The 22,453-nt window shown below is 69.0% G+C and carries 15 protein-coding genes, 1 tRNA gene and 3 pseudogenes; 13 read left to right on the plus strand and 6 right to left on the minus strand.

Annotation, left to right across the window (positions count from 1 at the left end; all coding sequences use genetic code 11):
* Positions 1-6 precede the first annotated feature (6 nt).
* The 8 genes from ACFVT1_RS06030 to ACFVT1_RS06065 all read left to right on the plus strand — a co-directional run bounded on the left by ACFVT1_RS06030 (position 7) and on the right by ACFVT1_RS06065 (position 11,656).
* Positions 7-1,188 carry a MinD/ParA family protein gene (locus ACFVT1_RS06030; RefSeq protein ID WP_389792949.1) on the plus strand — a complete coding sequence of 394 codons (1,182 nt, stop codon included), beginning with the start codon at positions 7-9 and terminating at the stop codon, positions 1,186-1,188.
* A 22-nt stretch (positions 1,189-1,210) separates the two neighbouring features.
* The gene (gene eccCa / locus ACFVT1_RS06035; protein WP_389792951.1) at positions 1,211-5,185 is read left to right on the plus strand and encodes a type VII secretion protein EccCa; all 3,975 of its coding nucleotides are present in this window, start codon (positions 1,211-1,213) and stop codon (positions 5,183-5,185) included.
* Positions 5,186-5,220: 35 nt separating this feature from the next.
* Entirely contained in the window at positions 5,221-6,639 is a 1,419-nt protein-coding gene (locus ACFVT1_RS06040; RefSeq protein WP_389792952.1) for a DUF6177 family protein, read from the plus strand.
* A 116-nt stretch (positions 6,640-6,755) separates the two neighbouring features.
* Entirely contained in the window at positions 6,756-7,088 is a 333-nt protein-coding gene (locus ACFVT1_RS06045) for a hypothetical protein (RefSeq protein ID WP_389792954.1), read from the plus strand.
* A gap of 43 nt (positions 7,089-7,131) precedes the next feature.
* Positions 7,132-7,443 (plus strand): pore-forming ESAT-6 family protein, encoded by a 312-nt coding sequence (locus tag ACFVT1_RS06050; RefSeq protein WP_267797349.1) that lies wholly within the window; start codon positions 7,132-7,134, stop codon positions 7,441-7,443.
* Between the two features lie 27 nt (positions 7,444-7,470).
* The gene (locus ACFVT1_RS06055) at positions 7,471-7,911 is read left to right on the plus strand and encodes a DUF6507 family protein (RefSeq protein WP_389792955.1); all 441 of its coding nucleotides are present in this window, start codon (positions 7,471-7,473) and stop codon (positions 7,909-7,911) included.
* Positions 7,908-10,793 carry a hypothetical protein gene (locus ACFVT1_RS06060; RefSeq protein ID WP_389792957.1) on the plus strand — a complete coding sequence of 962 codons (2,886 nt, stop codon included), beginning with the start codon at positions 7,908-7,910 and terminating at the stop codon, positions 10,791-10,793. The genes ACFVT1_RS06055 and ACFVT1_RS06060 overlap by 4 nt, the downstream gene beginning before the upstream one ends.
* Before the next feature lie 11 nt (positions 10,794-10,804).
* On the plus strand, positions 10,805-11,656 hold the full coding sequence (locus ACFVT1_RS06065; RefSeq protein WP_389792959.1) for an immunity 49 family protein: 852 nt from the start codon (positions 10,805-10,807) through the stop codon (positions 11,654-11,656).
* A gap of 509 nt (positions 11,657-12,165) precedes the next feature.
* On the opposite strand, the gene ACFVT1_RS06070 is transcribed toward ACFVT1_RS06065, so the two are convergent.
* From ACFVT1_RS06070 to ACFVT1_RS06080, 3 genes and pseudogenes are all read right to left on the minus strand, one after another.
* Positions 12,166-13,296: an IS110 family transposase gene (locus ACFVT1_RS06070; protein ID WP_389792960.1), complete on the minus strand. Its 1,131-nt coding sequence runs from the start codon at positions 13,294-13,296 to the stop codon at positions 12,166-12,168.
* 170 nt (positions 13,297-13,466) lie between these two features.
* Positions 13,467-13,871, minus strand: a pseudogene (locus ACFVT1_RS06075) (metallophosphoesterase); the annotation flags it as partial.
* Positions 13,868-15,194 (minus strand): annotated as a pseudogene (locus tag ACFVT1_RS06080) (UDP-N-acetylglucosamine 1-carboxyvinyltransferase). The pseudogenes ACFVT1_RS06075 and ACFVT1_RS06080, both read right to left, overlap by 4 nt.
* Before the next feature lie 86 nt (positions 15,195-15,280).
* Here ACFVT1_RS06080 and ACFVT1_RS06085 point away from each other — a divergent pair.
* Positions 15,281-16,043: pseudogene (locus ACFVT1_RS06085) on the plus strand (tyrosine-type recombinase/integrase); the annotation flags it as partial.
* A 217-nt stretch (positions 16,044-16,260) separates the two neighbouring features.
* Here the strand turns inward: ACFVT1_RS06085 and ACFVT1_RS06090 are convergent.
* Positions 16,261-16,334: transfer RNA gene (locus tag ACFVT1_RS06090), tRNA-Gly, on the minus strand.
* A 468-nt stretch (positions 16,335-16,802) separates the two neighbouring features.
* Here ACFVT1_RS06090 and dcd point away from each other — a divergent pair.
* The 4 genes from dcd to ACFVT1_RS06110 all read left to right on the plus strand — a co-directional run bounded on the left by dcd (position 16,803) and on the right by ACFVT1_RS06110 (position 18,651).
* Positions 16,803-17,378 (plus strand): dCTP deaminase, encoded by a 576-nt coding sequence (gene dcd / locus ACFVT1_RS06095; RefSeq protein WP_072487843.1) that lies wholly within the window; start codon positions 16,803-16,805, stop codon positions 17,376-17,378.
* Between the two features lie 57 nt (positions 17,379-17,435).
* Positions 17,436-17,729, plus strand: a complete 294-nt coding sequence (locus tag ACFVT1_RS06100; RefSeq protein ID WP_389792962.1) for a hypothetical protein — start codon at positions 17,436-17,438, stop codon at positions 17,727-17,729.
* Between the two features lie 132 nt (positions 17,730-17,861).
* Entirely contained in the window at positions 17,862-18,182 is a 321-nt protein-coding gene (locus ACFVT1_RS06105; protein WP_389792964.1) for a hypothetical protein, read from the plus strand.
* A 4-nt stretch (positions 18,183-18,186) separates the two neighbouring features.
* Positions 18,187-18,651: a phosphoribosyltransferase gene (locus tag ACFVT1_RS06110; protein ID WP_389792965.1), complete on the plus strand. Its 465-nt coding sequence runs from the start codon at positions 18,187-18,189 to the stop codon at positions 18,649-18,651.
* A 265-nt stretch (positions 18,652-18,916) separates the two neighbouring features.
* Here the strand turns inward: ACFVT1_RS06110 and ACFVT1_RS06115 are convergent, their stop codons facing one another.
* Together ACFVT1_RS06115 and ACFVT1_RS06120 are read right to left on the minus strand one after the other, a co-directional pair.
* Positions 18,917-19,906: a Yip1 family protein gene (locus ACFVT1_RS06115; protein ID WP_389792967.1), complete on the minus strand. Its 990-nt coding sequence runs from the start codon at positions 19,904-19,906 to the stop codon at positions 18,917-18,919.
* 236 nt (positions 19,907-20,142) lie between these two features.
* On the minus strand, positions 20,143-22,410 hold the full coding sequence (locus tag ACFVT1_RS06120; protein WP_389792969.1) for a (Fe-S)-binding protein: 2,268 nt from the start codon (positions 22,408-22,410) through the stop codon (positions 20,143-20,145).
* Positions 22,411-22,453: the final 43 nt, after the last annotated feature.

Genomic DNA, 22,453 nt, shown 5'->3' on the forward strand with positions numbered 1-22,453 from the left:
GGGCACATGTCAAACGCAGACAACTGGCAGGGTGACGTCCTGCGGGACCTGAGGGGCGGCGGCCGGCAGCCCGCCCCGCAGGGCGGGCTCGGGCCCGCCGGGCAGAGCGCTACCCCGCCCGTGCCCCCCGGCCAGGGTCAGGATCCCGCGCTGCCCGTCGCCCCGCAGGCCCCGCACCCCGCCCCCCAGGTCCCGCCTGCCGCCCGACAGCCGCAGAACCACGCCCCGGCACACGGCCCCGCCCACGCCGGCGCCCGCGCGACCCGTACCCCCGACTCCCGCCCCGCGGTCGATCCGAGTCTTGCCGGAGCGAGCCGCAAGCCCCGCAACGGCGAACCCTTCACGGCCCGAGCCGCCCGCGCGATCTGGCGAACCGTTTCCTCATCCGTGGCCCGCGAGGTCGCCGAGGTCTCCCGCATCGCCGAATCGCTCCAGCAGCCGGTGACCACCGGTCGCCAGATCGCCGTCACCTCCATCCGAGGCGGCGCGGGCAAGTCCACCGTCGCGGCCCTGCTGGGCACCACGTACGCCCACTACCGCCAGGACCCCGTCCTCTTCGTCGAGGCCGACCCCGCCCTCGGCTCGCTGCCCATCCGTCTCGGTGCCGAGTCACTGCGCTGGACCACCGGGGACGTCGCTGACATCGTCCAACCGCAGATGTCGCTGCTCGACATCACCGGCTACCTCGTCCAGCTCCGCGACAACGCCTGGCTGCTGCCCGGTAGCCAGGGCCAGATCGGCGCCATGCTGGACTTCCGCTCCTACGAACGCGCCATGGTCGCTCTGCGCCGCTACTTCGGCGTCACGGTCGTCGACTGCGAGACGCTCCCCGCGGAAGTGGCCCGCGTCGCACTGACCGCCTCCCAGGCCTGCGTCCTGACCACCCCCGCGACCCTCGACGGCGTCGCCAGCACGCACGCGGTGCTCCAGTGGATGCAGGGCCTGCCCCCGCACGTGATCGGCGGCACCGTCGTGGTCCTCACCGAGCAGGCCCCACACTCGGGCATCAACACCGACGAGGCGGTGCGCACGCTCCGGTCCACCGGGACGAGCGTCCACGTCCTGCCGTACGACCGCCACCTCGCGGACGGCGGCGCGATCCGCACCGTCCTGCTCGCCCAGGCGACCAGGACGGCCGCCACCCGCATCGCGGCGGACGCGTTCCAGCTTTCCCAGAAGCGCCACTGACGGACGACGACGGACGACGAAGATGAGCACCCGACTGATCCACCGCCCGGCCCGGACGGTCAGGCCGCCCACCGCCTCCGAGGCGCGCGTCATAGAGGCACCGCCCAATCTGCCCGAGGGCAAGGCGGGCAACATCGCGATGTCGCTGCTGCCCGTGGCCGGTGTCATGTCGTCCGTCGTGATGATGACGGTCGTCCGCAACAGCCAGTTCGCCGCCCTCGGCGCACTCATCCTCGTTGTCACCGTCATCGGTTCCGTCGGACTCGTCTTCTCCCAGCGCGGCAAGGCCCAACGCACCCGCCGGACCCAGCGCGAGGCGTACCTCGCCTACCTGGAGGACCTCCGCGAGGAACTCGCCACCGAGGAACGCGAACGGGGCGAGCGCGCCGACGTGCTCAACCCGCCGCCCCACGCGCTCTACGACATCGTGCGCGACCCGGCCCGGCTGTGGGAGCGCCGCCGCGTCGACGCCGACTTCCTGCGTGTGCGCGTCGGGACCGGCGAGATGCCCGTACGCGACCTGCGGATCGCGGACCAGGGCTCCACCGTCCTCACCCCGCCCGACCTCTTCATGCTCAACGAGGCCTCGGCCCTGACCACCCGGTTCCGCAACGGCACCGAACTCCCGCTCACCGTCCCCCTCGACCGCGTCGGCAACGTCACCGTCGTCGGTCCCCGCGAGGACTGCCTACGCGTCGCCCGCGCCCTGATGGTGCAGACCGCCGCCGCCCACGCACCCGACGACGTCGCCATCGCCTTGGCCGTGCCCGGCGACCGGCTCGACGACTGGGAATGGGCCAAGTGGATGCCGCACCTGCTCGACACCGAGCAGCTCGACGGCCCCGTCGCCGCCCGCCGGATCGCCCCCTCGGCGGCGCAGCTCGCCCGCTGGCTCGGCCCCGAACTGCGCCGCCGCGCTTCCTACGCCGCCGAAGTCCGTCGTGGCCTGTCCGGCAAGGACGCCCTGTCGATGACCTCCCGGCTGCTCGTCGTCGCCGACGGACACGGCGAGGACGCCGTCGAGCTGCCGCGCCCGGACGAGGCCGTCGGCCTGCGCGAGATGGGCGTCACCGTCCTGCACCTGCTCGACCAGCGGTTCCAGGAGCCCGGCCACGTCGGCGTACGGATCACCGTCGAGGGAGACCGGGTCCTCATCGAGGACCTGCGCCAGGAGGAGCCGATCAGCGCCCAGGGCACCGTGGACGAGGTCGGCATCCCCTTCGCCGAGGGCCTGGCCCGGATGCTCGCGCCGCTGCGGCTGTCCGCCGAGTCCCTGATCGACGCCCCGCTGTCCGGACCCGTCGACTTCGCCGACCTGCTCGGCATCGACGACGTGGCCCGCCTCGACCTCGACCGACTGTGGGCGCCGCGCGGCGAGCGCGCCTTCCTGCGCGTGCCCATCGGCGTCAGCGACTCCCGCGAGCCGGTCCTGCTCGACCTGAAGGAGTCCTCCGAGCTGGGCATGGGCCCGCACGGGCTGTGCGTCGGCGCCACCGGCTCCGGCAAGTCCGAACTGCTGCGCACCCTCGTGCTCGCCCTGGTCGCCACGCACCCGCCGGAGGACCTCGCGCTCGTCCTCGTCGACTACAAGGGCGGCGCGACCTTCGCCCCGTTCGCGGACCTGCCGCACGTCGCCGGTGTCATCACCAACCTGGAGAACCAGGCCGGTCTCGTCGAGCGCGTCCACGCCTCCCTCGCGGGCGAGGTCAAGCGCCGCCAACAGGTCCTCAAGGACGCGGGCAACGTCGCCGACATCGGCGACTACGCCGCGCTGCGCGCCGACCGGCGGCCCGACCTGGAACCGCTGCCGCACCTGTTCGTCGTCATCGACGAGTTCGGCGAACTGCTCACGGCCAAGCCCGATTTCATCGACCTCTTCCTGTCCATCGGCCGGATCGGCCGCTCCATCGGCGTGCACCTGCTGCTGTCCAGCCAGCGCATCGAGGGCGGCAAGCTCAGGGGCCTGGACACTTACCTCTCCTATCGGTTGGGCCTGCGCACCTTCTCCGCCGACGAGTCCCGCACGGTCCTGGACACCACCGACGCCTTCCACCTCCCCCCGCTGCCCGGCTTCGGCTACCTCAAGGTCGACACCAGCCACTACGAGCGCTTCAAGGCGAGCTACGTGTCCGGTGGCTACCGCGGGCCCGTCCGACGGACCGAGGAGGAGGACACCGGTCCCCTCGCCCTGGAGTACGAGGCGTTCAACACCCTCGCCGACCTGGAGAACCAGGGGCCGCAGGAGGCCTCCGCCCGGCGCCGCGAGACCGGCCCCACCGAGATGGGTGTCATCGTCGGACAACTGGAGCACGCCTCCGCCCCCGTGCGCCGGATCTGGCTGCCGCCGCTGCCCACCGCGATCGCGCTGGACACGGTCGCCGGCCCGCTGGACGCCGGCCCGCGCGGGATGCAACTCGCCAAGCGGCGCGGCCGGCTCACCGTGCCGCTCGGCCTGCTCGACGACCCGACGAAGCAGTGGCAGGGCGAGTGGTACCTCGACCTGACCGTCGCGGGCGGCCACGCGGCCGTCATCGGCGGACCGCAGTCCGGCAAGACCACCCTGCTGCGCACCCTCGTCCTCTCTCTCGCACTGACCCACACCCCGCGCGAGGTCGGCGTCTACGGCATCGACCTGGTCGGAGGCGGCCTCCAGGCCCTGTCCGGTCTGCCGCACGTCGGCGGCATCGCCGGTCGCGCCGACCGCGAGCGCGCGGCCCGTACCGTCGAAGAGGTACGGAACATGCTCGTCACCCGCGAGGACCTCTTCCGCGACCACGGCATCGACTCCGTCGAGCAGTTGCGCACCCTGCACGCGGCGGGCCGGCTGCCGCAGCTGGCCTCCGCCGAGATCGTCCTCGTCATCGACGGCTTCGGCGCACTGCGCGACGACTTCGAGGAACTCGACGACGCCGTCGTGGACATCCTCAAGCGCGGCGGCGGCTACGGCATCCACGTCGTCGCGGGCATGCTCCGCTGGAACGACGTCCGCATCGCCACTCAGTCGAACTTCGGCACCCGGGTCGAGCTGCGCCTCAACGACCCCGGCGAGTCCAGCATCGAGCGCAAGCTCGCCGAGACCCTCTCGTCCGACGAGCCCGGCCGGGTCCTCACCGACGGCAAGCTGTTCGCACAGGTCGCGCTGCCCCGTACGGACGGCCTGGCCGACCAGGCGGAGCTGGGCGCCGTACTGGAACGCACGGCCCGCCAGGTGCGCGCCACCTGGAGCGGAGAGGCCGCCCAGCCGGTACGGGTACTGCCGCACGTCTTGGAGCCGCACCTGCTGCCGGGACCCGCCGCCGAACCCCGCCGGGTGCCGATCGGCCTCGACCAGACGGCACTGGCGCCCGTACTGCTGGACCTCTTCGCGTACGACCAGCACCTGCTGGTCATGGGCGACAGCGAATGCGGCAAGACGAACCTGCTGAAGACCATCGCGGCCGGACTCATCGAGCGGTACGGCGAGGAGGAGCTGGTCTTCGCCATCATGGACCCGCGCCGCGCCCTGCGCGGAGCGATTCCCGAGGAGTTCAACGGGGGCTACGCGTACAACGCCAAGATGTGCGCGGGACTGGCCGTGGGCATCGCCACCGAGCTGGAACGGCGGATGCCCGACGGCAGTGCCCCCCTGGACGACCTGGAACCCGGCAGCTGGGGCGGCGGTCCCCGGATCGTGGTACTCGTGGACGACTACGACGTGCTCACCACCGCCGGGCAGCCGCCGCTCGCTCCCTTCCTGCCGTACATCCCGTCGGCGGTCGACATCGGCCTGCACTTCGTGCTGACCCGCCGCGTCGCCGGCGCCTCGCGCGGCATGTACGAGCCGCTGGTGCAGGGGCTGCGCGAATCGGGGGCCTCGGCCGTGGTGATGGCGGGCGACCGCAGCGAGGGCCAGCTCTTCCCCGGCGTGTACGCCTCGCAGCAGCCTGCCGGACGCGGTGTGCTCGTCCGACGGGGGCAGACCCATCGCCTGATCCAGACCGTGTACACGCCCGAGTGACGAAACCGCCAGACCACTAAGGACCGTACGACCCCATGACCAAGGACGTCATAGCCCTCACCCCGCGGATGCCCGACGCCTGGAGCGTGCTCGCAGGGCTGCTCTCCGGCGGCCCGGACAAGCTGGTGGACACCACTGGCGAGGGCGCCGTCGTACAGCTCTGCGACGCGCAGGGCCGGCCGCTGGTGGCCGTCGAGGCGCCGATGCTCGTACAGGTCCCTGGCGAGGCCGCGCGGCTGTTCGGGGCCGTGGAGCCACCGGTGCCGTTCTGGTGGACCGAGGCCCGCGCCACCACTGGCGTCGCGGAGGCCGAGCGGCTGGCGGGCACCTTCGCGGCCCGGGTCGCCGCGCTGACCGGCGGCACGGCCTGGCCGCCGGAGGCCGCGCTCTCCGTGGCCGTGGTCCCGTCCGAGGGCGTGGGCGTCGCCCCCGCGCCGGCTGCCGCGCAACCCGCCGTGGACGTCCTGACCGACAAGGTCGCCGTCGTCATCATGGACCGGCCCGTGGTCGCGATGACGGCCTGGCTCTCGGACTCCTTCCGGGCCGCCGCCGCCTCGGAGCGCGGACTCCAGATCGTCAGCCCGGCGGTCAGCACCCTCACCCCGGCCGTGCGCGACGCCCTGCCCGGCTGGCCCTCGCGCTGGGTCGTGCAGGACGAACGGGACGGCTACTACGACGGCCGCTCGGGCGCCGTGCTGCGCTGGCAGGAGGGCATGTTCGCGACGGTCGTGCAGCCGGACGCGACCGAGGACGATCCGCGCACCCCGGTTGCGGCCTCGTTCCGGGAGTTCGCGGACACCGGCGAACGCCAACTGGCCGTCTCCTTCCGGACGGTCCACCCCGCCGACGACCGGCTGGTGCTCGGCGGCGCCCTGGAGACGGTCTGGCGCGAGCTCACCGGCGAGGCACCGGCCGGCTGGGCGACCGCCGAGCCCGCCAATCTGCCCTGGTCCCCGGCGCGGTTGACCGACGTCGCCCACGCGCGGTCGCCCGAGCCGAGCTGGTTCGTGGTCGTCGGGAGCCCGGCGCGGCCGGGCGTCGCCGGCGTCCGGGTGACCCGTACGAAGGCGGGCGTGGAGGAGGACGTCACGCTCGCGTTCGGCTACGGGGCCCACGAGGAACCGCCGTTGGACGCGCTGCCGCGGCTCGCGGAGGCGCTCGCCACCCGCCACCCCCTGCGCTCCATGCTCGTACAGCTCCGCAAAGCACGCCGTGACCTGGCGGTACCGGCCCGCTTCGAGGGCCCCGGTGTGCCGTTGGCGTTTGCCCTGGGCTCCGAGGAGGTCCGGGCGATGCCGGGCGACCGCGCACGGCGCACGCCGCTGTCAGTGCAGCCGGTCACACTGGGACCGAAGGCCCGCCCGGCGCTGTACTACCCGTTCCCGGGGGATCCTTCGGACCTTTCGGGGTGGAGCGACTTCGAGCGGTTGGTGCGACACCTGAAGGGCGAATGACGGGACTGCGGGTTTGTCAGGCCTTTGTCACAGCTGCTGGGTTGCTGGTTGCACTAGCGATGTGAGTTCATAGAAATGAACATACTTACGATCATTCGAGTGTGTGGGGGAGCGGAATGAAGTTCGACATGGGGACGCAGGTTCTGACGAGCCTGATGTCGGGGTCGCGTAACTCGAGTACCGACCTGGGAACGCTGATCCAGCAGTTGATCAACGCGGCGCAGCCCCTGGAGGGCAAGTTCAACGGCCAGGGCAAGGTCGCGTTCGACTCGTTCAAGCTGCGGTCGGACGGGATCACGAAGGAACTGAACGCCTCGCTGTCGGCCATCCTGGGCGGCCAGTCCGGCATGGAACAGGCCTTCGGGGCCGGTGATCAGGAGCACGGCGACAACGCGCGCACGCAGATGGGCGCGGGCAACTTCGACGCGGCCCGGTTCTCCGGCCGCTGATCCTCTTCAGAACCTTTCAACCATACGGGGAGTGTGATGTGTGATGGCCGGTGACACGGACCGTCGGTCCTACGACACGGGTGCGTCGACCGAGGCGCAGGGCAACATCCAAGTGGTCATCGGCCAGTTGGAGCAGGTGATCGCGGCGCGCGAGGCGCAGGTGAGCGCGGCGATGTCGGACTTCGCGGCGGACGGTGTGGCGGACGACTATCACGCCAAGGAACTGCGTTGGAAGAACGCCTCGCAAGAGGTGAAGAACATCATCCGGCTGCTCAAGACGACGCTGGAGAAGAACGACGCGACGGCGCAGCAGACGCTGGCGCGGGCCAAGGCCGCGGTCGACAACATCGGCTGAGTGGGTTGTCGGAGCTTCGGGGGAGCCATGACGTCGTGGGACATCAAGCCGCAGGGTGTGCAGAGCCAGCTCAAGCTCACCGGCGAGCGGGCGGCTGATCTGGAGAAGGCACTGAACAAGCTGATGTCGGACATGTCGGAGGCCGCGTACGCGGCCGGTACGGCGATTCCGGGTTCGGCGGCCAAGGTGCCCTCACCCACCATGCAGGGGCCGGTGGCGACGGGGCAGGTGCCCTTGTCGCACCGGGGCAGCACGGGACCGGTGGGCGCCGCGCTCAGCCAGTACCTGGAGAAGCGGCAGACGGACCTCAAGTCCATGGTGGACCGCATCCAGGCCGCCGTCCTGGGCGCGGCCAAGGCGACGAACGAGTACGTCCAAGGTGACCTGGAAGCGGCCAAGGAGGCCCAGGACGCGGCGAAGAACGTGCGCCTGGACCAGTTGAAGGACGCCGCGGGAGGCGCCAAGTGAGCAACGCACCGGTTGATGCTGCCAATGTGCCCGTGTTCACGGGTCAGTTGTCGGTGTTGGACGAGAAGGTGAAGGCGCTGTCGGCGGATGGCGGCGCGTTGGCGAATGCCGGCTCGTCGGTCCATACGACGTTCGGTGGGATGTCGGCGTATTACCAGGCTCCCGAGGCGGAGCAGTTGTTCGCGGTGACGAAGCCGGTCGTGGACATCACGTTGTCGTTCAGTGGCGACATGTGCACCATCGCGGGGGCTTTGGGCACGTACTCGCAGGAGATCCGGCCTCTGGTGAAGAAGCTGGAGGAGTTGAAGGCGGAGGCGGCGTCGTTCCAGTCGAAGGTCTCGCACGATGAGGACTGGATCGAGGACGGGGATCTCATTGATGAGAACCTTGATCGTCGGAACGAGATCGCCGAGGTATGGACGCAGTTCCAGGCGGCGGAGCGGCACGCGCACGACAAGATCGTGGCGTTGGTGTGTGGTGCGCCGCTGAAGGTGAACGACGGCTCCAACGGTGAGGGCATGTACGGCTATGACGCCGAGGCTCTCAAGCAGGCGAAGTCCTTGCCGTGGGGTGATGCGGTGGAGGAGTCGGTTCCGGCGTGGCAGGTGTGGGAGCACGTCTATGACTTCGGCAAGGGACTGATCGTTGATGGCGTGTGGGGCACGATCAAGGGTCTGGGGACGCTGGTCGGCGTCGATGGTTGGGACGCGGCGGGGCAGGCGTGGACGGGGCTGGGGAAGCTCGCGACGGGTCTGGTGATCACCGCGACGCCGGCGGCGGCGGTGTTCTGGATGGCGGACGACAAGGATTTGCCGCCGTGGATTCGTGATTCGCGGACGGCGATGAAGGAGACCGGCAAGGCGCTTCTTGCGTGGGATCAGTGGGGTTCGAACCCTTCCCGCGCGGCGGGTGCGGTCACGTTCAACGTGTTGACGACGGTGTTCACCGGTGGTGCCGGTGGTGCAGCGGCGGGTGCGGGCAAGGCGGGGCTTGCGGCGAAGGCGATTTCGTTGGCGGGCAAGGCGGGTCGTGCGATCGATCCGATGACGTATGTGTTCAAGGGTGTCGGGGCCGGTGTCTCGAAGATCGGTGATGTGATGGCCGGTCTGAAGGGCATGGGGAAGGTCGAGGTTCCCAAGATCGACGAGGGTGCGTTCAGCCTGCCCGAGGGCGCCATGGAACTGCCTGACGGAACGATTCAGCTGCCCAAGGACACCCCGATACCCGAGGGGGCCATCAAGGTCTCCGACGACACCATCAGGCTCCCCGAGGGCACCACCTCCCTGCCCCCGGGCACGGTCAAGTGGCCATTCGACGGCCCCGCGAAGTACGCCGATGAGGCGGGCAACCTCTACAAGGAGGACGGCAGCCTCTACCAGAAGGCCGGCGACGCCAGGCCGGAGCCGTCCCCGAAGCTCGACACGGGCGCGAACACCCCCAAGTCGGAAGTCCCGGTCCTCCAGGAGGCCCCGGTCCTGGTGGGAGTCGGCGGCCGAGGCGGCGACGACGTCATCCGCGTCGGCAGCGACATCTCCGACCCGGTCCACGCAGTGGACAACGGCGCCCACGGTGGCGCCCACGGCTTCGACAACAGCCCCACGGGCCGCGCGGGCGACCACACCCCGGGCGGCCACGCCCCGGATGGCACGCCGCGCAACGACCTCGACAACACCCCCCGGGGCTCCCGCCCCGGCGATCTGTCCCCGGTCGGCCGATCCGACGGCTCGTCCACGGGCGGCTCCCACCCGGACGGCCCCGGCTCGGGCGGTTCCCACCCCGACGGGCCGACCACGGGCGGCTCCCACCCCGGCGACCTCTCACCGGTCGGCCACCCGGACGGCCCCGGCTCGGGCGGCTCCCACCCGGACGGCACGGGCGGTGGTCACCCGGACGGCCCCGGCGGTACGGGCGGCGCCGACCCCCACGGCCCTTCGCCCTCGGCACCCCTTGACGAGGCGACCCGCGCGGCCCACCACGCGGAGTACGAGGCCGCCCGTGAGGTGCCGGCCAAGGATCGGACGCCCGCCGAAAGCGCGGCGATCACCCGCGAACACGTCCGGCTGGCCAACGAGGACCCCATCTGGCGTGCCGAGCACTACGACAAGTGGGGGCCCGGCTACCGGAACAGTGCGGAGGAACTGGTCGATGGCCAGCTCCTGCCGAAACTGGTCGAGAAGCCGGGCGGCGGCTGGATGGCCGCGTCCTCGATTCCGTACGCGCACCCGGGCGGGTTCCACCTCGACACCTTGGAAAGGGGCCGGTCCACAGTCGTGCCCGATGACCTCAAGCACCTGGACAAGGTCGCGGCCAAGCGCATGGCCGGCATGGAGCTGACCAAGTGGGAGAAGGCCTTCGAGCAGAACCCGAGTTTCGACAACGCCTACGAGTTGGCCCACGCGCAGGAGAACTTCAACGCGATTGGCGAGGGCGCCGCGAACAACAGCAAGCTCGGTGAGGCCCTCGGTGAGGAAGCCGCCCGCCGGCACATGCTCCGGCAGGTGGAGTTCGAAGGAGCTCACGAGCTGACCGACCTGCCGGAGACGGCGAACGGTTCGAAGAGGTTCGACCAGCTCTGGCGTGACAAGGACGGCAACCTCATCATCGTCGAGGCCAAGAGCCCCAACGGGACCTTGGATTGGCGCCAAAGCAATGGTCATCCCAGCGGTGGCACGTTCATGGTGAAGCAGGGAAGCCTCGATTACGTCCGCACCATCGTGGCCGACATGAAGGATCGCGTCATCGAATCACCGGGCGAAGCCAAGTACATCAAGGAGATCGAGGACGCCATCAAGGACAAGACACTGCGTTACGTCCTCGTCCAGGCCTCCGAAAACACCGGTACGTATGCTGGAGCCGTACTCAAAGACTTCAAGCTCTTTTAAGGAGAAATGCCTTGGTTTCGGTCATCCCCCGCCATCCCTTCCCCACAGAGAACGCGGAAGCAGCGCTCACCGCGCTCAAGGAGAGTGCGGAGGGGTGGATCGGTGGTCTGGAGGCGGACTCGACTGGTCTGGGCGAAGCCTTGGACACCACGCTCATGGTGGCCAAGGTGCGCTGCCTGACGGATCCGCGGGGGTCGATCTTTCCCACGTGGGATGCCTGGGTGAACGCCATGCAGGTCGGTTCGGCCGTGTTCGCCGCCGCGACCGCGGCCGAGGGCCAGGTGCAGTGCCGGATCGCGCACGAGGACCGTACGCTCCGGGCCACCGGCCCGCAGCAGTACGTGACGCCGGGTACCTGGCTGACCGCCTTCTACCTGGCCGTGGTGTGCCGGGAGCGGGACAGGATCACGGCCCTGTGCCGGGTGCCGCTGTCGCTGCTCCGGGACAACAACGCGCAATTCGACGCGTTCGAATACGCCTGGATCGACGCGCTGCAGACCTACTGGCTCGGTGGTGACGGCCTCAGCGCGAAGCTGGTGGCCGCGATCGACGGCACGGACCCGGCAGTCGCCACTCATCCGGAAGCCGCGGGCAAGCTGATGTATCCGCCGATGGAGATGTTCCACCGCGTCGTTCGCGGGGACCACGCCGGCTTCAACCGCGCCCTCGCCGCAGCCCTGGAGTGGCACAAGGAGTACTGGACCGACGGGGGCCGGGCGGCCCGGGTCTCGGGTCTCGTCGCTCTCGCTCCGCTCGCCGTGGCCTGCTTCGCCCAGAACGAGGGCATTCCGATCGAGGCCGAGTCCGAATACCTGCCCGCCACCCTCCTCGCTGGCAACTGGTGCGGCGAATTCCCCACGTAAGGCGGACTGCGTTACGAGCCCGGTGCGTCGCGTCCACGTGGATGACCCGGATGTCGACGGGGACCCGGGTCATTGCGTGCTGTACCGAGGTGAGCCGTTTGCCGGGGAGGTCGCCGAGTACGTGGGCGGGCAGATGGTCTACCTGGACGTCTATGCCGAAGGCATCCGAGACGGCTTGTCGCAGGGGTGGTATCCGGACGGTTCCAGGAAGTCATTGGGGACCGTGCGAAACGGTGTGGCGACAGGTGAGTTCAGGGAATGGCATCCCAATGGAGCCCTGAAGGCGCGGTGATTCTTCGACGATGACATCTACAGTCCGCGAGACGAGGCGTTCTGGGACGAGGACGGCAATGTCACTCGCGACTGGCATCGCGAGTAACGAGCGGACAGCGTGCCGTCCTGGCGGCGGGTAATGGAATTCGATCGAGTCGACGTGCGTCGTGTCGATGTCGACGACCCGGACGTGGACGGCGACTACGGGCAACGGCTGCTCTATCGGGGAGAGCTGTTCACGGGCGAGGTCGCGGCTTTTGCGGGCGGTCGAGGTTGCGGGTGTGGAAGTCGGCTCCGAGGTCGCGGTAGCGGGCGGTCGGGTCGTTCATGAGGTGCCAGACGGACACCAGGATCGAGCGGGCCACGGCGACCAGGGCTTTCATGTGGCCGCGGCGTTTGACGATGCGGCGGTAGCGGGCGCCGAGGAAGGTGTCGGTGCGGGCGGCGGAGATCGCCGCCTCACCGAGCGCGCCGCGGAGCCAGGGGTTGCCCTTGCCGGTGGGCCCGGAGGTGTTCTTGTTCCCGGACTGCAGGGTGCGGGGGGAGAGTTTCGCCCAGGACACCAGGTGTCCGGCGGTGGGGAACACCGTCATGTCCAGGCCGATCTCGGCGAGGATCACCTGTGCGGTGCTCGGGCCGACGCCGGGGATCTCGTCGAGGCGTTCGGTGTCGGTGATCGGTATCAGGGTGCCCTGCCCGGGGCCCTGGTCGTCCTCGGTGGTGGACAGCTCGGCCAGGCGCACGGTGATACGGGCGGTGAGCTTGTCGATCTGCACGGTGAGGTAGTCGATGGTGTCCAGCAGCATCCGGCACATGAACCCGTGGTGTTCCTCGAAACGGCCGGTCAACGATTCGGCGAGGGTGGCGTGGCTGGCCTTGATCGTGCCGTGGGCCAGATCCGCGAGGGCTTTCGGGCTGCGCTCGCCGACGATCAGCGCTTCGAGCATGGCGCGCCCCGAGACGCCGAAGATGTCGGAGATCACGGTGGAGAGCTTGATCTGGGCGTCTTCGAGGAGTTTCTCGGTGCGCTGCTTGTGGCGGGTGCGCTCGTGCGTCATGACCGCCCGGTCCCGGGTCAGGTCGCGCAGTTCACGGACCGCTTTCGGGGGTCGAAGGAGGGACGGAGCATGCCGCGTTCGGTGAGTTTGGCCAGCCAGACCGCGTCCAGGCGGTCGGTCTTGGGCCGGCCGGGGACGTTCTTGACGTCTCGGGCGTTGACCAGCCAGCACTCCAGGCCGCGTGATTCGGGGAGGAAGAAGTACGGCTTCTAGTCTAGGCGCCGGCCAAGCCGCCGCCGACTCAACGGGCAACTGCGGAAGAACGAAGCACCCGGCGAGGCACAGGCGGTCCTTCGGCTTTGACGCCATGGACGACTACCGCGGCCCGAGCCGCCAAGACGTCCCCGAGCTCCTGGCACAGAACCTCCGGACCACATCATCTGACCCCAGAGAGTGCCAACGATGACCGCCTCCACCGGCCCGGGCGCCCACGCCGAGAAGGGGCCGGACGGGTTGCTGTTCGTGGGGGAGAAGCGTCCGCGGTTGGCGTGCGGGACGGCGTTGAACGCCTGGATGCCCATGACGCCGGTCACTGCGACGCGTCGGCCGTCGACCCTGGCCAGATGGATGCGCCGGAACAAGGCACCCCCATTGGCGTCGTCCACCACGTTGGCGCAGACGGTGAGTTGGTGGACGCTCGGTTCGAAGTAGTGCGGCCAGCCGTGGTTCCCGGGGGCGATCACGTCGTACAGGGTGGTGAGGATCTCGCGCTCGACCCGTCCCCGGCCGAGCCGGTAGTACCCGCTGCCTTCGAAGAAGTCGCCGCTGTCGACGATGAGCGCCTCGGACCGAGCCGCATGCAGGTGGGCCAGCAGAGGCAGGGCGTCCTCGAAGGCGGAATGGACATCGGTCGTGGCCAGGATGCGCTGGAGGCTTCGGGTCACGGCGTGACCTCGCAGATGTCCGCGCCGAGAGAACGGAGCTTGGCGGGGAGGTCGGCGTGGCCCCGGCGGAGCTGCTGGAGCCCTCCGAGAGTGGTGACACCGCGCGCGGTGAGCCCGGCGATGAGGAGGGCCGAGCCGGTACGGATGTCGGTGGATTCCACCCCCGCGCCGGTCAGACGCTGCGGGCCGGTGAGACGGCACATCGTGGGAGAGATCTGCTCGATGTCCGCGCCCAGTACCGCCAGTTGGGGGAGCAGGTTGCCGTGGCGGCCGGGATTGATCGTGTCCGCGAAGAGATGCGTGCCGGGTAGCCCCAAGGTCAGGGCCATCAGCGCGGGTTCGAAGTCGGCGTCCAGGCCGCCGGGGGAGAGCGACGCGATGGCGCGCAGTGAGTGGCCGGTCGGTATCGTGTTCCGGGCGTGAACAGTGAGGGCATCCTCGTGCACGGCCACAGAGATGCCGAGCCAGCACAGTGCGGCTACGAAGGGTGCGATGTCTCTGCCTCGTACGCCCTCGATGCGGCCATTGCCTCCCGTGGCCGCGAGCGCGCAGGCGAGTGTTCCCGCTTCGATCTTGTCGCCGGGAACTGTCCAGGTGACCGAGTCCTCCACGGTCGCCGCATACGGGCGGGGTGAGGGCGATCATGCGTTCGGTGGTCCGCGTTCCCCAGCCCGCTGACTTCAGTGCGTCCAGGACACTGGTGACTTCGGGGGACAGGTTTGGGTGGCCCAGCCGCAGCGGGCGGTTTGCGACAACAGCTCGCAGGATCGCGGCGACGGTCGCACCGCGCGAGCGGAAGGGCAGCTTCACCGATACGGAATCCGTACGGGTGCTCCCGGCCACGACGCTGTAACCGCGGTCGTCCACGGCGTATCGGTCGCCGAACGCCTCGTAGATCCTGAAGTGCTGCTCCATCCCGCGATCCCCGATCTGGCACCCGCCGGGCCACGGCATGACGGCGTGTCCGTGGGTAGCCAGCAGCGCGGGCACCAGGTAGTACGAGGCGCGGATGCGGCTGGCGGTCTCGAACAATTCCGGGGCGACGTGCCCGACGCTGCCGCCCAGGACCAGAACCGTGGTCGGGTCACCGACCGCACGCGCCAGTCGGTGCCCGGCCTGCTGCAACAGCGTGAGCATGGCGTATACATCAGCGCTGGTAGGGACGTTGCTGAGCCGCGCCGGCCGGCGCAGGGCCGCAGCAGCTGCGAGAAGCGGCAGAGCGGCGTTCTTGGAGCCGTCGACGGTCACGGCCCCGGTGAGTGGCGGGCCGGGCCGGATTGCGATCACTTCTGCGGTGGTGGCAGGGGTCTGGGCGAGGGGCATGGTCATCTCCTAGGAAGCAGTACGTGCACGGCCGCGTCCGGAGGTGCGGGCGGCGCAGGGACAGGGATCTCGGCCCAGCACCGCTTTCCGCCGTCGAGGACGACATGCTGCGCAAGAACCCCTGCCGGATTCGCGGGGCAGGTCGCGAGGACGCCGACGAGCGGCCGGTGGCGACGGTCGAGCAGGTCTTCGCTGCGGCAGAGGTGATCGGCCTGCGCTGGCGCCTCATGGTTCTGCTCGATGCCTTCGCCTCGATGCGGCCCGAGGAACTCGCCGAGCTCCGCCGGCAGGACGTGGACCTCGGCTCCGGCGCGCTCTGGGTTCGCCGTGCCGCACCGGAGCTCAACACAGGGCGCCGTGTGATCGGCGCTCCCAAGTCCCGGGCGGGCCGACGGGAGATCGTGCTTCCGTCATTCCTCCACGAGGACGTCCGTCGACACCTGGAATGGTTCGCTCAGCCGGGGCCGGACGGACTCGTCTTCGTTGGTGAAAGGGGAGCGGTACTGCGCGGCACCACGTTCGGCCGTAAGTGGCGGAGGGGCCCGGGACAAGGCCGGGCTGCCCGAACGCTTTCGCTTCTACGATCTGCGGCACACAGGCAACACGCTCGCCGCCGACACCGGCGCGAAACTCAAGGACCTCATGGTCCGGGCTGGCCAGTCCTCCGAGCGAGCGCAACTGATCTATCAGCACTCCACCAAGGAGCATCAGCGCAGGCTCGCCGCCAACATCGATCTCGACGTACGCCGCCAGCAGTCGGTCGCAGCCTCGGGGAGTGGGGGTGCGAGCATCCACCCGCTGGTGCCGCGTCCGCCAGGACCATCCGCCTCACGGGCCGCGCGGCGTTGATCGCGCAGGAGTAGACAGCCCCCACCGCGTATGTGACGCAGGCCACTTAGAAGTGATCTCACGATGCGGGACCCGGTAGTGGAGTGCTCGCCCTGAGGGGTGACGGATCCACGACTAATGGAGTCTGGGAGGGCCGCTATGGCACGCGAATGGCACGGGCCCTAAAAGTGGTCTAGACAACAAACAAGGCCCTGGTCTCTGACCAGGGCCTTCATCATGGAGCGGGTGACGAGAATCGAACTCGCGCTCTGAGCTTGGGAAGCTCATGTTCTACCATTAAACTACACCCGCGGAGCACGCCGTGTGATCGGCTACGCATCGTTGCACACTCTACCCCATGCCAGGTCCCCGGCGTTTGAGCCGTGGGGCTTTTTTTGTTGTGGGGGAGGGTGGATGCGGGTGCGGTGGGCGGGAGTTGGAGGCGTAGCGTGGGGAGTCGGAGTGCCGCCTGGAGTGGCGTCCTGTTCATCCCCTAATGTGGCTTTCTCGTCCACGGTTTGTTGGGGAAGGGACTTGATGGACTCCATGGAGCGCACCGTCGTCCGCTGTGCCGAAGGGCACGTTTTCGCTACCGCTTCGTTCCCGATGCAGCAGCTCGGGGCCGGGCGGATCGGTCCCGGGCGGCTCATTCGCTGTCCTCGTTGTGCGCGGCTGCGGCATGCCGTGCCGGTGGTGTTCGAGCAGCGGTAGGAGCGGTGACAGGCGCGCGGGGCGGTCCCGGATTGGGGCGGGCCCGCGCGTTCTGCGTATCCTCGGGGCGTGCTTCTCTCAGATAAGGACATCCGGGCCGAGATCGACGCCGGACGTGTACGCATTGATCCGTTCGACGCGTCGATGGTGCAGCCCTCGAGCATCGATGTGCGGCTCGACCGCTACTTCCGGGTATTCGAGAACCACCGCTATCCACATATTGATCCGGCCGTCGAGCAGGCCGATCTGACGCGGATGGTCGAGCCCGACGGGGACGAGGCGTTCATCCTGCATCCCGGCGAGTTCGTGCTCGCTTCGACGTACGAGGTCATTTCGCTGCCCGACGATCTCGCGTCGCGGCTGGAGGGAAAGAGTTCGCTCGGACGGCTCGGTCTTGTGACGCATTCGACCGCGGGGTTCATCGACCCCGGTTTCTCCGGGCACGTGACCCTGGAGCTGTCGAATCTCGCGACGCTTCCGATAAAGCTGTGGCCGGGGATGAAGATCGGGCAGCTGTGCATGTTCCGGCTGAGTTCGCCTTCGGAGTTCCCGTACGGCTCCGAGCGGTACGGATCCCGGTACCAGGGCCAGCGCGGGCCGACCGCGTCGCGGTCGTTCATGAATTTCCACCGGACCCAGGTGTGATGCCGGATGAGCGCTGATGTGCGGGAGAACCTGACGTAGGAGGGTTTCGGTCATGCCGTGCGTGAGCCGGCGCAGGCCGTGGCCGACGAGAGGTTCGAGCCCGATGTCGTGCTGAGCATCGCGCGGGGCGGGGTGTTCGTCGCGGGCGGGCTCGCCTACGCCCTGGACTGCAAGAACATTCACCTCGTGAACGTGGAGTTCTGCACCGGGGTGGATACCACCCTGGTAAATGCCGGTCATGTGAGCCGAAGCACGATAGCTGTCACTGAGGCAGGAGGTCTGTCACCAGGACTTCCGGGCAGGGCGGGGCTGGAAGCTGTGCCAGAACCCGTGACCTGTGACGTCCTGTGACAACCGGGACGGTAGGGCCGGCGTGGCTCACGTAGTCACCTGGGACTCATGAGCTTCTTGCTTGTGCAACCCATTTCGATACCCACGCGTCCGACCCTTTGACGGACGGCTGCCGATCACCCGGGAGGGCACGTGTCGAAGAAGGACCGGACAACGGACGCGGCGGGGGAGAAGGACCGCGAGAAGTGGATGGCTCGTTTCCAGGTACGGCTGGCCATGCAGCCGGGCGTGGACCGGGCAGTGGTGCTCCAGGCGGTCAAGGAAGTCACGACACACTGCGCGGATACGGGAGAGCACCCGCGGACTGCTTTCGGCGACCCGGACGCCTATGCCGTGCAGGCTGCCGCGCGGCTGGTACCGGCGGACCGGGCGGCGCGCGCGAGGCGGCACGGCGCCGCAGTGGACGCGCTCGACTCCGTGCTGAAAAGGGCCCGGGACGCCGCCGGTCTGTGACCGGTTGAAGCGACGCCCGCCACGTCCCGGCGCACGGGTTCTGACGCAGCTTCCATCCGTCGGGGCTGTTGGGCGTCTGTGCTTGCGCGCTGCTGGTGACGTGCGGCGTGCCGTCCCGGTGACAACCATCGTGCTTCGCCTGGTCGACGCCGCAGGCCAGTCGACGCCGCAGGTGACACCTACCGTGCTTCGGCTCATCAAGCTGGTTCCCGTGCCGAATGCCATCGACTTCTCGGACAAGAAGGTCCTGATCGCCGACGACGTCGCCGATACCGGGAAGACGCTGAAGCTGGTGCGTGATTTCTGTATCGATCATGTCGCCGAGGTGCGCAGCGCGGTCATCCACGAGAAGTCGCATTCGCTCGCGAAGTGCGAATACGTGTGGAAGAAGACCGATCGCTGGATCAACTTCCCGTGGAGCGTGGAGAAGTCCGTCGTTCGGCGCACTGGGCAGGTTCTCGACGCGTAGCGCCGGGCGGCGCCGGCGGATGACGGGGCGCGGCCTGTGTGGTGCGGTCCGCGCGAGGTGGTCCGTGCGGTGCGTGCCGTGCGGTGCGGTCGGCGCGGCCCCGTGCGAGCGGGCGCACCCGGACGGGGAAGACAGGGACGGCAGGAAGAAGAAAGAAGCAAAGAAGAGAAGAAGAAAGAAGCAAAGAAGAGAAAGTGGAGGGGCTCCGACGCGACAGCGTCGGAGCCCCTCCACTTTCTTCTTTCTTCCCGGACGACCGGATCCGTCAGACCGTGCCCAGCTTGATGATCGAGAGCAGGGCGATCAGCTGGATCGCGGATGCGCCCAGCGCCTTCGGCCACGGCAGGTCGTGCGACTTGCTCACCATCGAGGTGAAGAGCGCGGCCGAGGCCAGCCAGGTGATCCAGCCGAGGATCTGGACCAGGGAGTTCTCGCCGCCGAGGAAGAGCGCGAATATCAGGCGGGGGGCGTCCGTGATCGACATGATCAGCATGGAGAGGCCCACGGTCGGCTGCCAGGAGCCGTCGCCCCCGAGCTGGCGGGCGAGGGTGTGCGTGACCGCGCCCAGGACCAGGCCGCCGATGACGAAGCCGATGCCCGTGATGACGATGTAGGGGACCACCGTGGAGATCGTCGCGTGGATCGCGTCGTCCCGGGCCTGGTCGAAGCCGAAGAGGGCCAGCAGGCCGTACAGGAACGTGACGATGAGCGCCGGGCCCCAGACCGGGTAGTCGCGCATCTGCCAGAACGTCGGTCCCGGGCGCAGCACGATGCCGGTGAGCAGGTCCTTCCACGGCAGCCGCGGGCCGGCCGGCTGGGCGGGAGCCTGGCCGGCGCGGTAGGTGTTGCCGTCGCCGTACGGGTCCTCGCCGATGCTGAACGCCTGGGTGTGCCCCGGGGAGTTGGCGTACGGGTCGCCCTGCTGGGGGGATCCGTGGGGGTGGTGGGGCTGTTGGTACGGGTCGCCGAAGTACTCCGGTTCGCCGTGGTTGCCACCGCCCTGGCCGCCGGCGTTGTAGCCGTTGCCGCCGTTGCCGGCGTTCGGCCCTCCGCTGCCGTTGCCGTAGCCGCCGTTGCCGGTGTTCGGCCCGCCGTTGCCGTACGGGGGCGGGGCGCCGTTGCCTCCCGTCGGTGGCCATGGCTGCTGCCCGTACGGCGGTGGTGCCTGTGTGCCGTACGGCTGCTGCCGCGGTTGCTGCTGCGCCTGCTGCGGGGTGCGGTTGTCCCGGCCGCGTCCGATCCTGAATCCAGCCACGTCGTCGAACGTACCTGGTCCGCTCGGGTGCGGTGAGAGGGCCTGGGGAACCTGCCCGCCATTGCGGCCGAGCTGTGACATCCCCTAGGGGAATCCAGGGGGCACCTCCGGGGGAATCCTGGGGGCCCCGGAGGGTTGGCCCGAGGGGCGGGGCATGGGACCTGTGCGGGAAAGCAGCAGCGGCCGGTCCTGCCCCCGAGGCAGGTCCGGCCGCTGCTGTCGCACGGCAGCCCGAGCTACTTCACCGGCTCCGGCTCCGGTGCGTCCGCCGACTCCGTCTCACCGGCCGGGTCGGCCGGGGTCTTCACGGAGTCCAGCAGCAGCTGCGACACGTCGACCACCTGGACCGACTCCTTCGCCTTGCCGTCGTTCTTCTTGCCGTTGACCGAGTCGGTCAGCATGACCAGGCAGAACGGGCAGGCGGTGGAGATGATGTCGGGGTTCAGGGACAGAGCCTCGTCGACGCGCTCGTTGTTGATGCGCTTGCCGATCCGCTCCTCCATCCACATCCGGGCACCACCGGCACCGCAGCAGAAGCCGCGCTCCTTGTGGCGGTGCATCTCCTCGTTCCTGAGGCCCGGGACCTTCGCGATGATCTCGCGCGGCGGGGTGTAGATCTTGTTGTGACGGCCCAGGTAGCACGGGTCGTGGTACGTGATCAGGCCCTCGACCGGCGTCACCGGGATCAGCCGGCCCTCGTCGATGAGGTGCTGGAGCAGCTGGGTGTGGTGGATGACCTCGTACTCGCCGCCGAGCTGCGGGTACTCGTTCGCGATGGTGTTGAAGCAGTGCGGGCAGGTCGCCACGATCTTCTTCGACGCCTTCGCCTTCTTCGTCGAGTCGTCCTCGTCGTCCTCGCCGAACGCCATGTTCAGCATGGCCACGTTCTCCTGGCCGAGCTGCTGGAACAGCGGCTCGTTGCCCAGGCGGCGGGCCGAGTCACCCGTGCACTTCTCGTCGCCGCCCATGATCGCGAACTTGACGCCCGCGATGTGGAGGAGTTCCGCGAAGGCCTTGGTGGTCTTCTTGGCGCGGTCTTCGAGCGCGCCCGCGCAGCCGACCCAGTACAGGTAGTCGACCTCGGACAGGTCCTCGACGTCCTTGCCGACGATCGGGACCTCGAAGTCGACCTCCTTGGTCCACTCGACGCGCTGCTTCTTGGCGAGCCCCCAGGGGTTGCCCTTCTTCTCCAGGTTCTTGAGCATCGTGCCCGCCTCGGACGGGAACGCGGACTCGATCATCACCTGGTAGCGGCGCATGTCGACGATGTGGTCGATGTGCTCGATGTCGACCGGGCACTGCTCCACGCACGCACCGCAGGTGGTGCAGGACCACAGCACGTCCGGGTCGATGACGCCGTTCTCCTCGACCGTGCCGATCAGCGGGCGCTCGGCCTCCGCGAGAGCCGCGGCCGGGACGTCCTTCAGCTGCTCCTCGGACGCCTTCTCGTTGCCCTCCATGTCCTTGCCGCCGCCGGCCAGCAGGTAGGGGGCCTTGGCGTGCGCGTGGTCGCGCAGGGACATGATCAGGAGCTTCGGGGAGAGCGGCTTGCCCGTGTTCCAGGCCGGGCACTGCGACTGGCAGCGACCGCACTCCGTGCACGTGGAGAAGTCGAGGATGCCCTTCCAGGAGAACTGCTCGACCTGGGAGACCCCGAAGACGTCGTCCTCGCCCGGGTCCTCGAAGTCGATCTCCTTGCCGCCGGAGGTCATGGGCTGGAGCGCACCGAGCGCCGACTCCCCGTCCGCGTTCCGCTTGAACCAGATGTTCGGGAAGCCGAGGAAGCGGTGCCAGGCGACACCCATGTTGGTGTTGAGCGAGACCGTGATCATCCAGATCAGCGAGGTGCCGATCTTGATCATCGCGGTGAAGTAGATGAGGTTCTGCAGCGTGCCGAGCGCGAGGCCCTTGAAGGCGAGGACCAGGGGGTACGAGATGAAGTACGACGCCTCGTAGCCCTCCACGTGGTGGATCGCGCCCTCCAGGCCGCGCAGGGTCAGGATCGCCAGGCCGATGACGAGGATGACGTACTCGACGAAGTACGCCTGCCACGCCTTGGAGCCCGCGAAGCGGGACTTGCGGCCGGCCCGCGAGGGCAGGTTCAGCAGCCGGATGGCGATCAGTACGAGGATGCCGACCGTCGTCATCAGACCGATGAACTCGGTGTACATCTCGAACGGCGGCCAGTCGCCGATGATCGGCAGGACCCAGTCGGCCTTGAAGAGCTGCCCGTACGCCTGGAGCAGCGTCGGCGGCAGCGTCAGGAAGCCGATGGCGACGAACCAGTGCGCGAAGCCGACGATCCCCCACCGGTTCATCCGGGTGTGGCCGAGGAATTCCTTGACCAGGGTGATCGTGCGCTGCTTCGGGTTGTCGGTGCGGCTGCCCGCCGGGACCGGCTGTCCGAGCGTGACGAACCGGTAGATCTGCGCGACGGCTCGGGCGATGAGCGCAACGCCGACGACAGTCAGCACCAGCGACACGATGATCGCGGCGAGTTGCATGTGGGGGCTCCTCGGGCCTGCGAGGGTGGGATCCAGCGTCTAC

It is taken from the genome of Streptomyces sp. NPDC057963 (assembly GCF_042887155.1).
Lineage (GTDB): Bacteria > Actinomycetota > Actinomycetes > Streptomycetales > Streptomycetaceae > Streptomyces.

Excerpts from the sequence above, each read along its gene's own strand:
- ACFVT1_RS06030 (WP_389792949.1), top strand. The coding sequence starts at position 7 with ATGTCAAACGCAGACAACTGGCAGGGTGACGTCCTGCGGGACCTGAGG.
- eccCa (WP_389792951.1), top strand. The coding sequence starts at position 1,211 with ATGAGCACCCGACTGATCCACCGCCCGGCCCGGACGGTCAGGCCGCCC.
- ACFVT1_RS06040 (WP_389792952.1), top strand. The coding sequence starts at position 5,221 with ATGACCAAGGACGTCATAGCCCTCACCCCGCGGATGCCCGACGCCTGG.
- ACFVT1_RS06045 (WP_389792954.1), top strand. The coding sequence starts at position 6,756 with ATGAAGTTCGACATGGGGACGCAGGTTCTGACGAGCCTGATGTCGGGG.
- ACFVT1_RS06050 (WP_267797349.1), top strand. The coding sequence starts at position 7,132 with ATGGCCGGTGACACGGACCGTCGGTCCTACGACACGGGTGCGTCGACC.
- ACFVT1_RS06055 (WP_389792955.1), top strand. The coding sequence starts at position 7,471 with ATGACGTCGTGGGACATCAAGCCGCAGGGTGTGCAGAGCCAGCTCAAG.
- ACFVT1_RS06070 (WP_389792960.1), bottom strand. The coding sequence starts at position 13,296 with ATGGCGTCAAAGCCGAAGGACCGCCTGTGCCTCGCCGGGTGCTTCGTT.
- ACFVT1_RS06120 (WP_389792969.1), bottom strand. The coding sequence starts at position 22,410 with ATGCAACTCGCCGCGATCATCGTGTCGCTGGTGCTGACTGTCGTCGGC.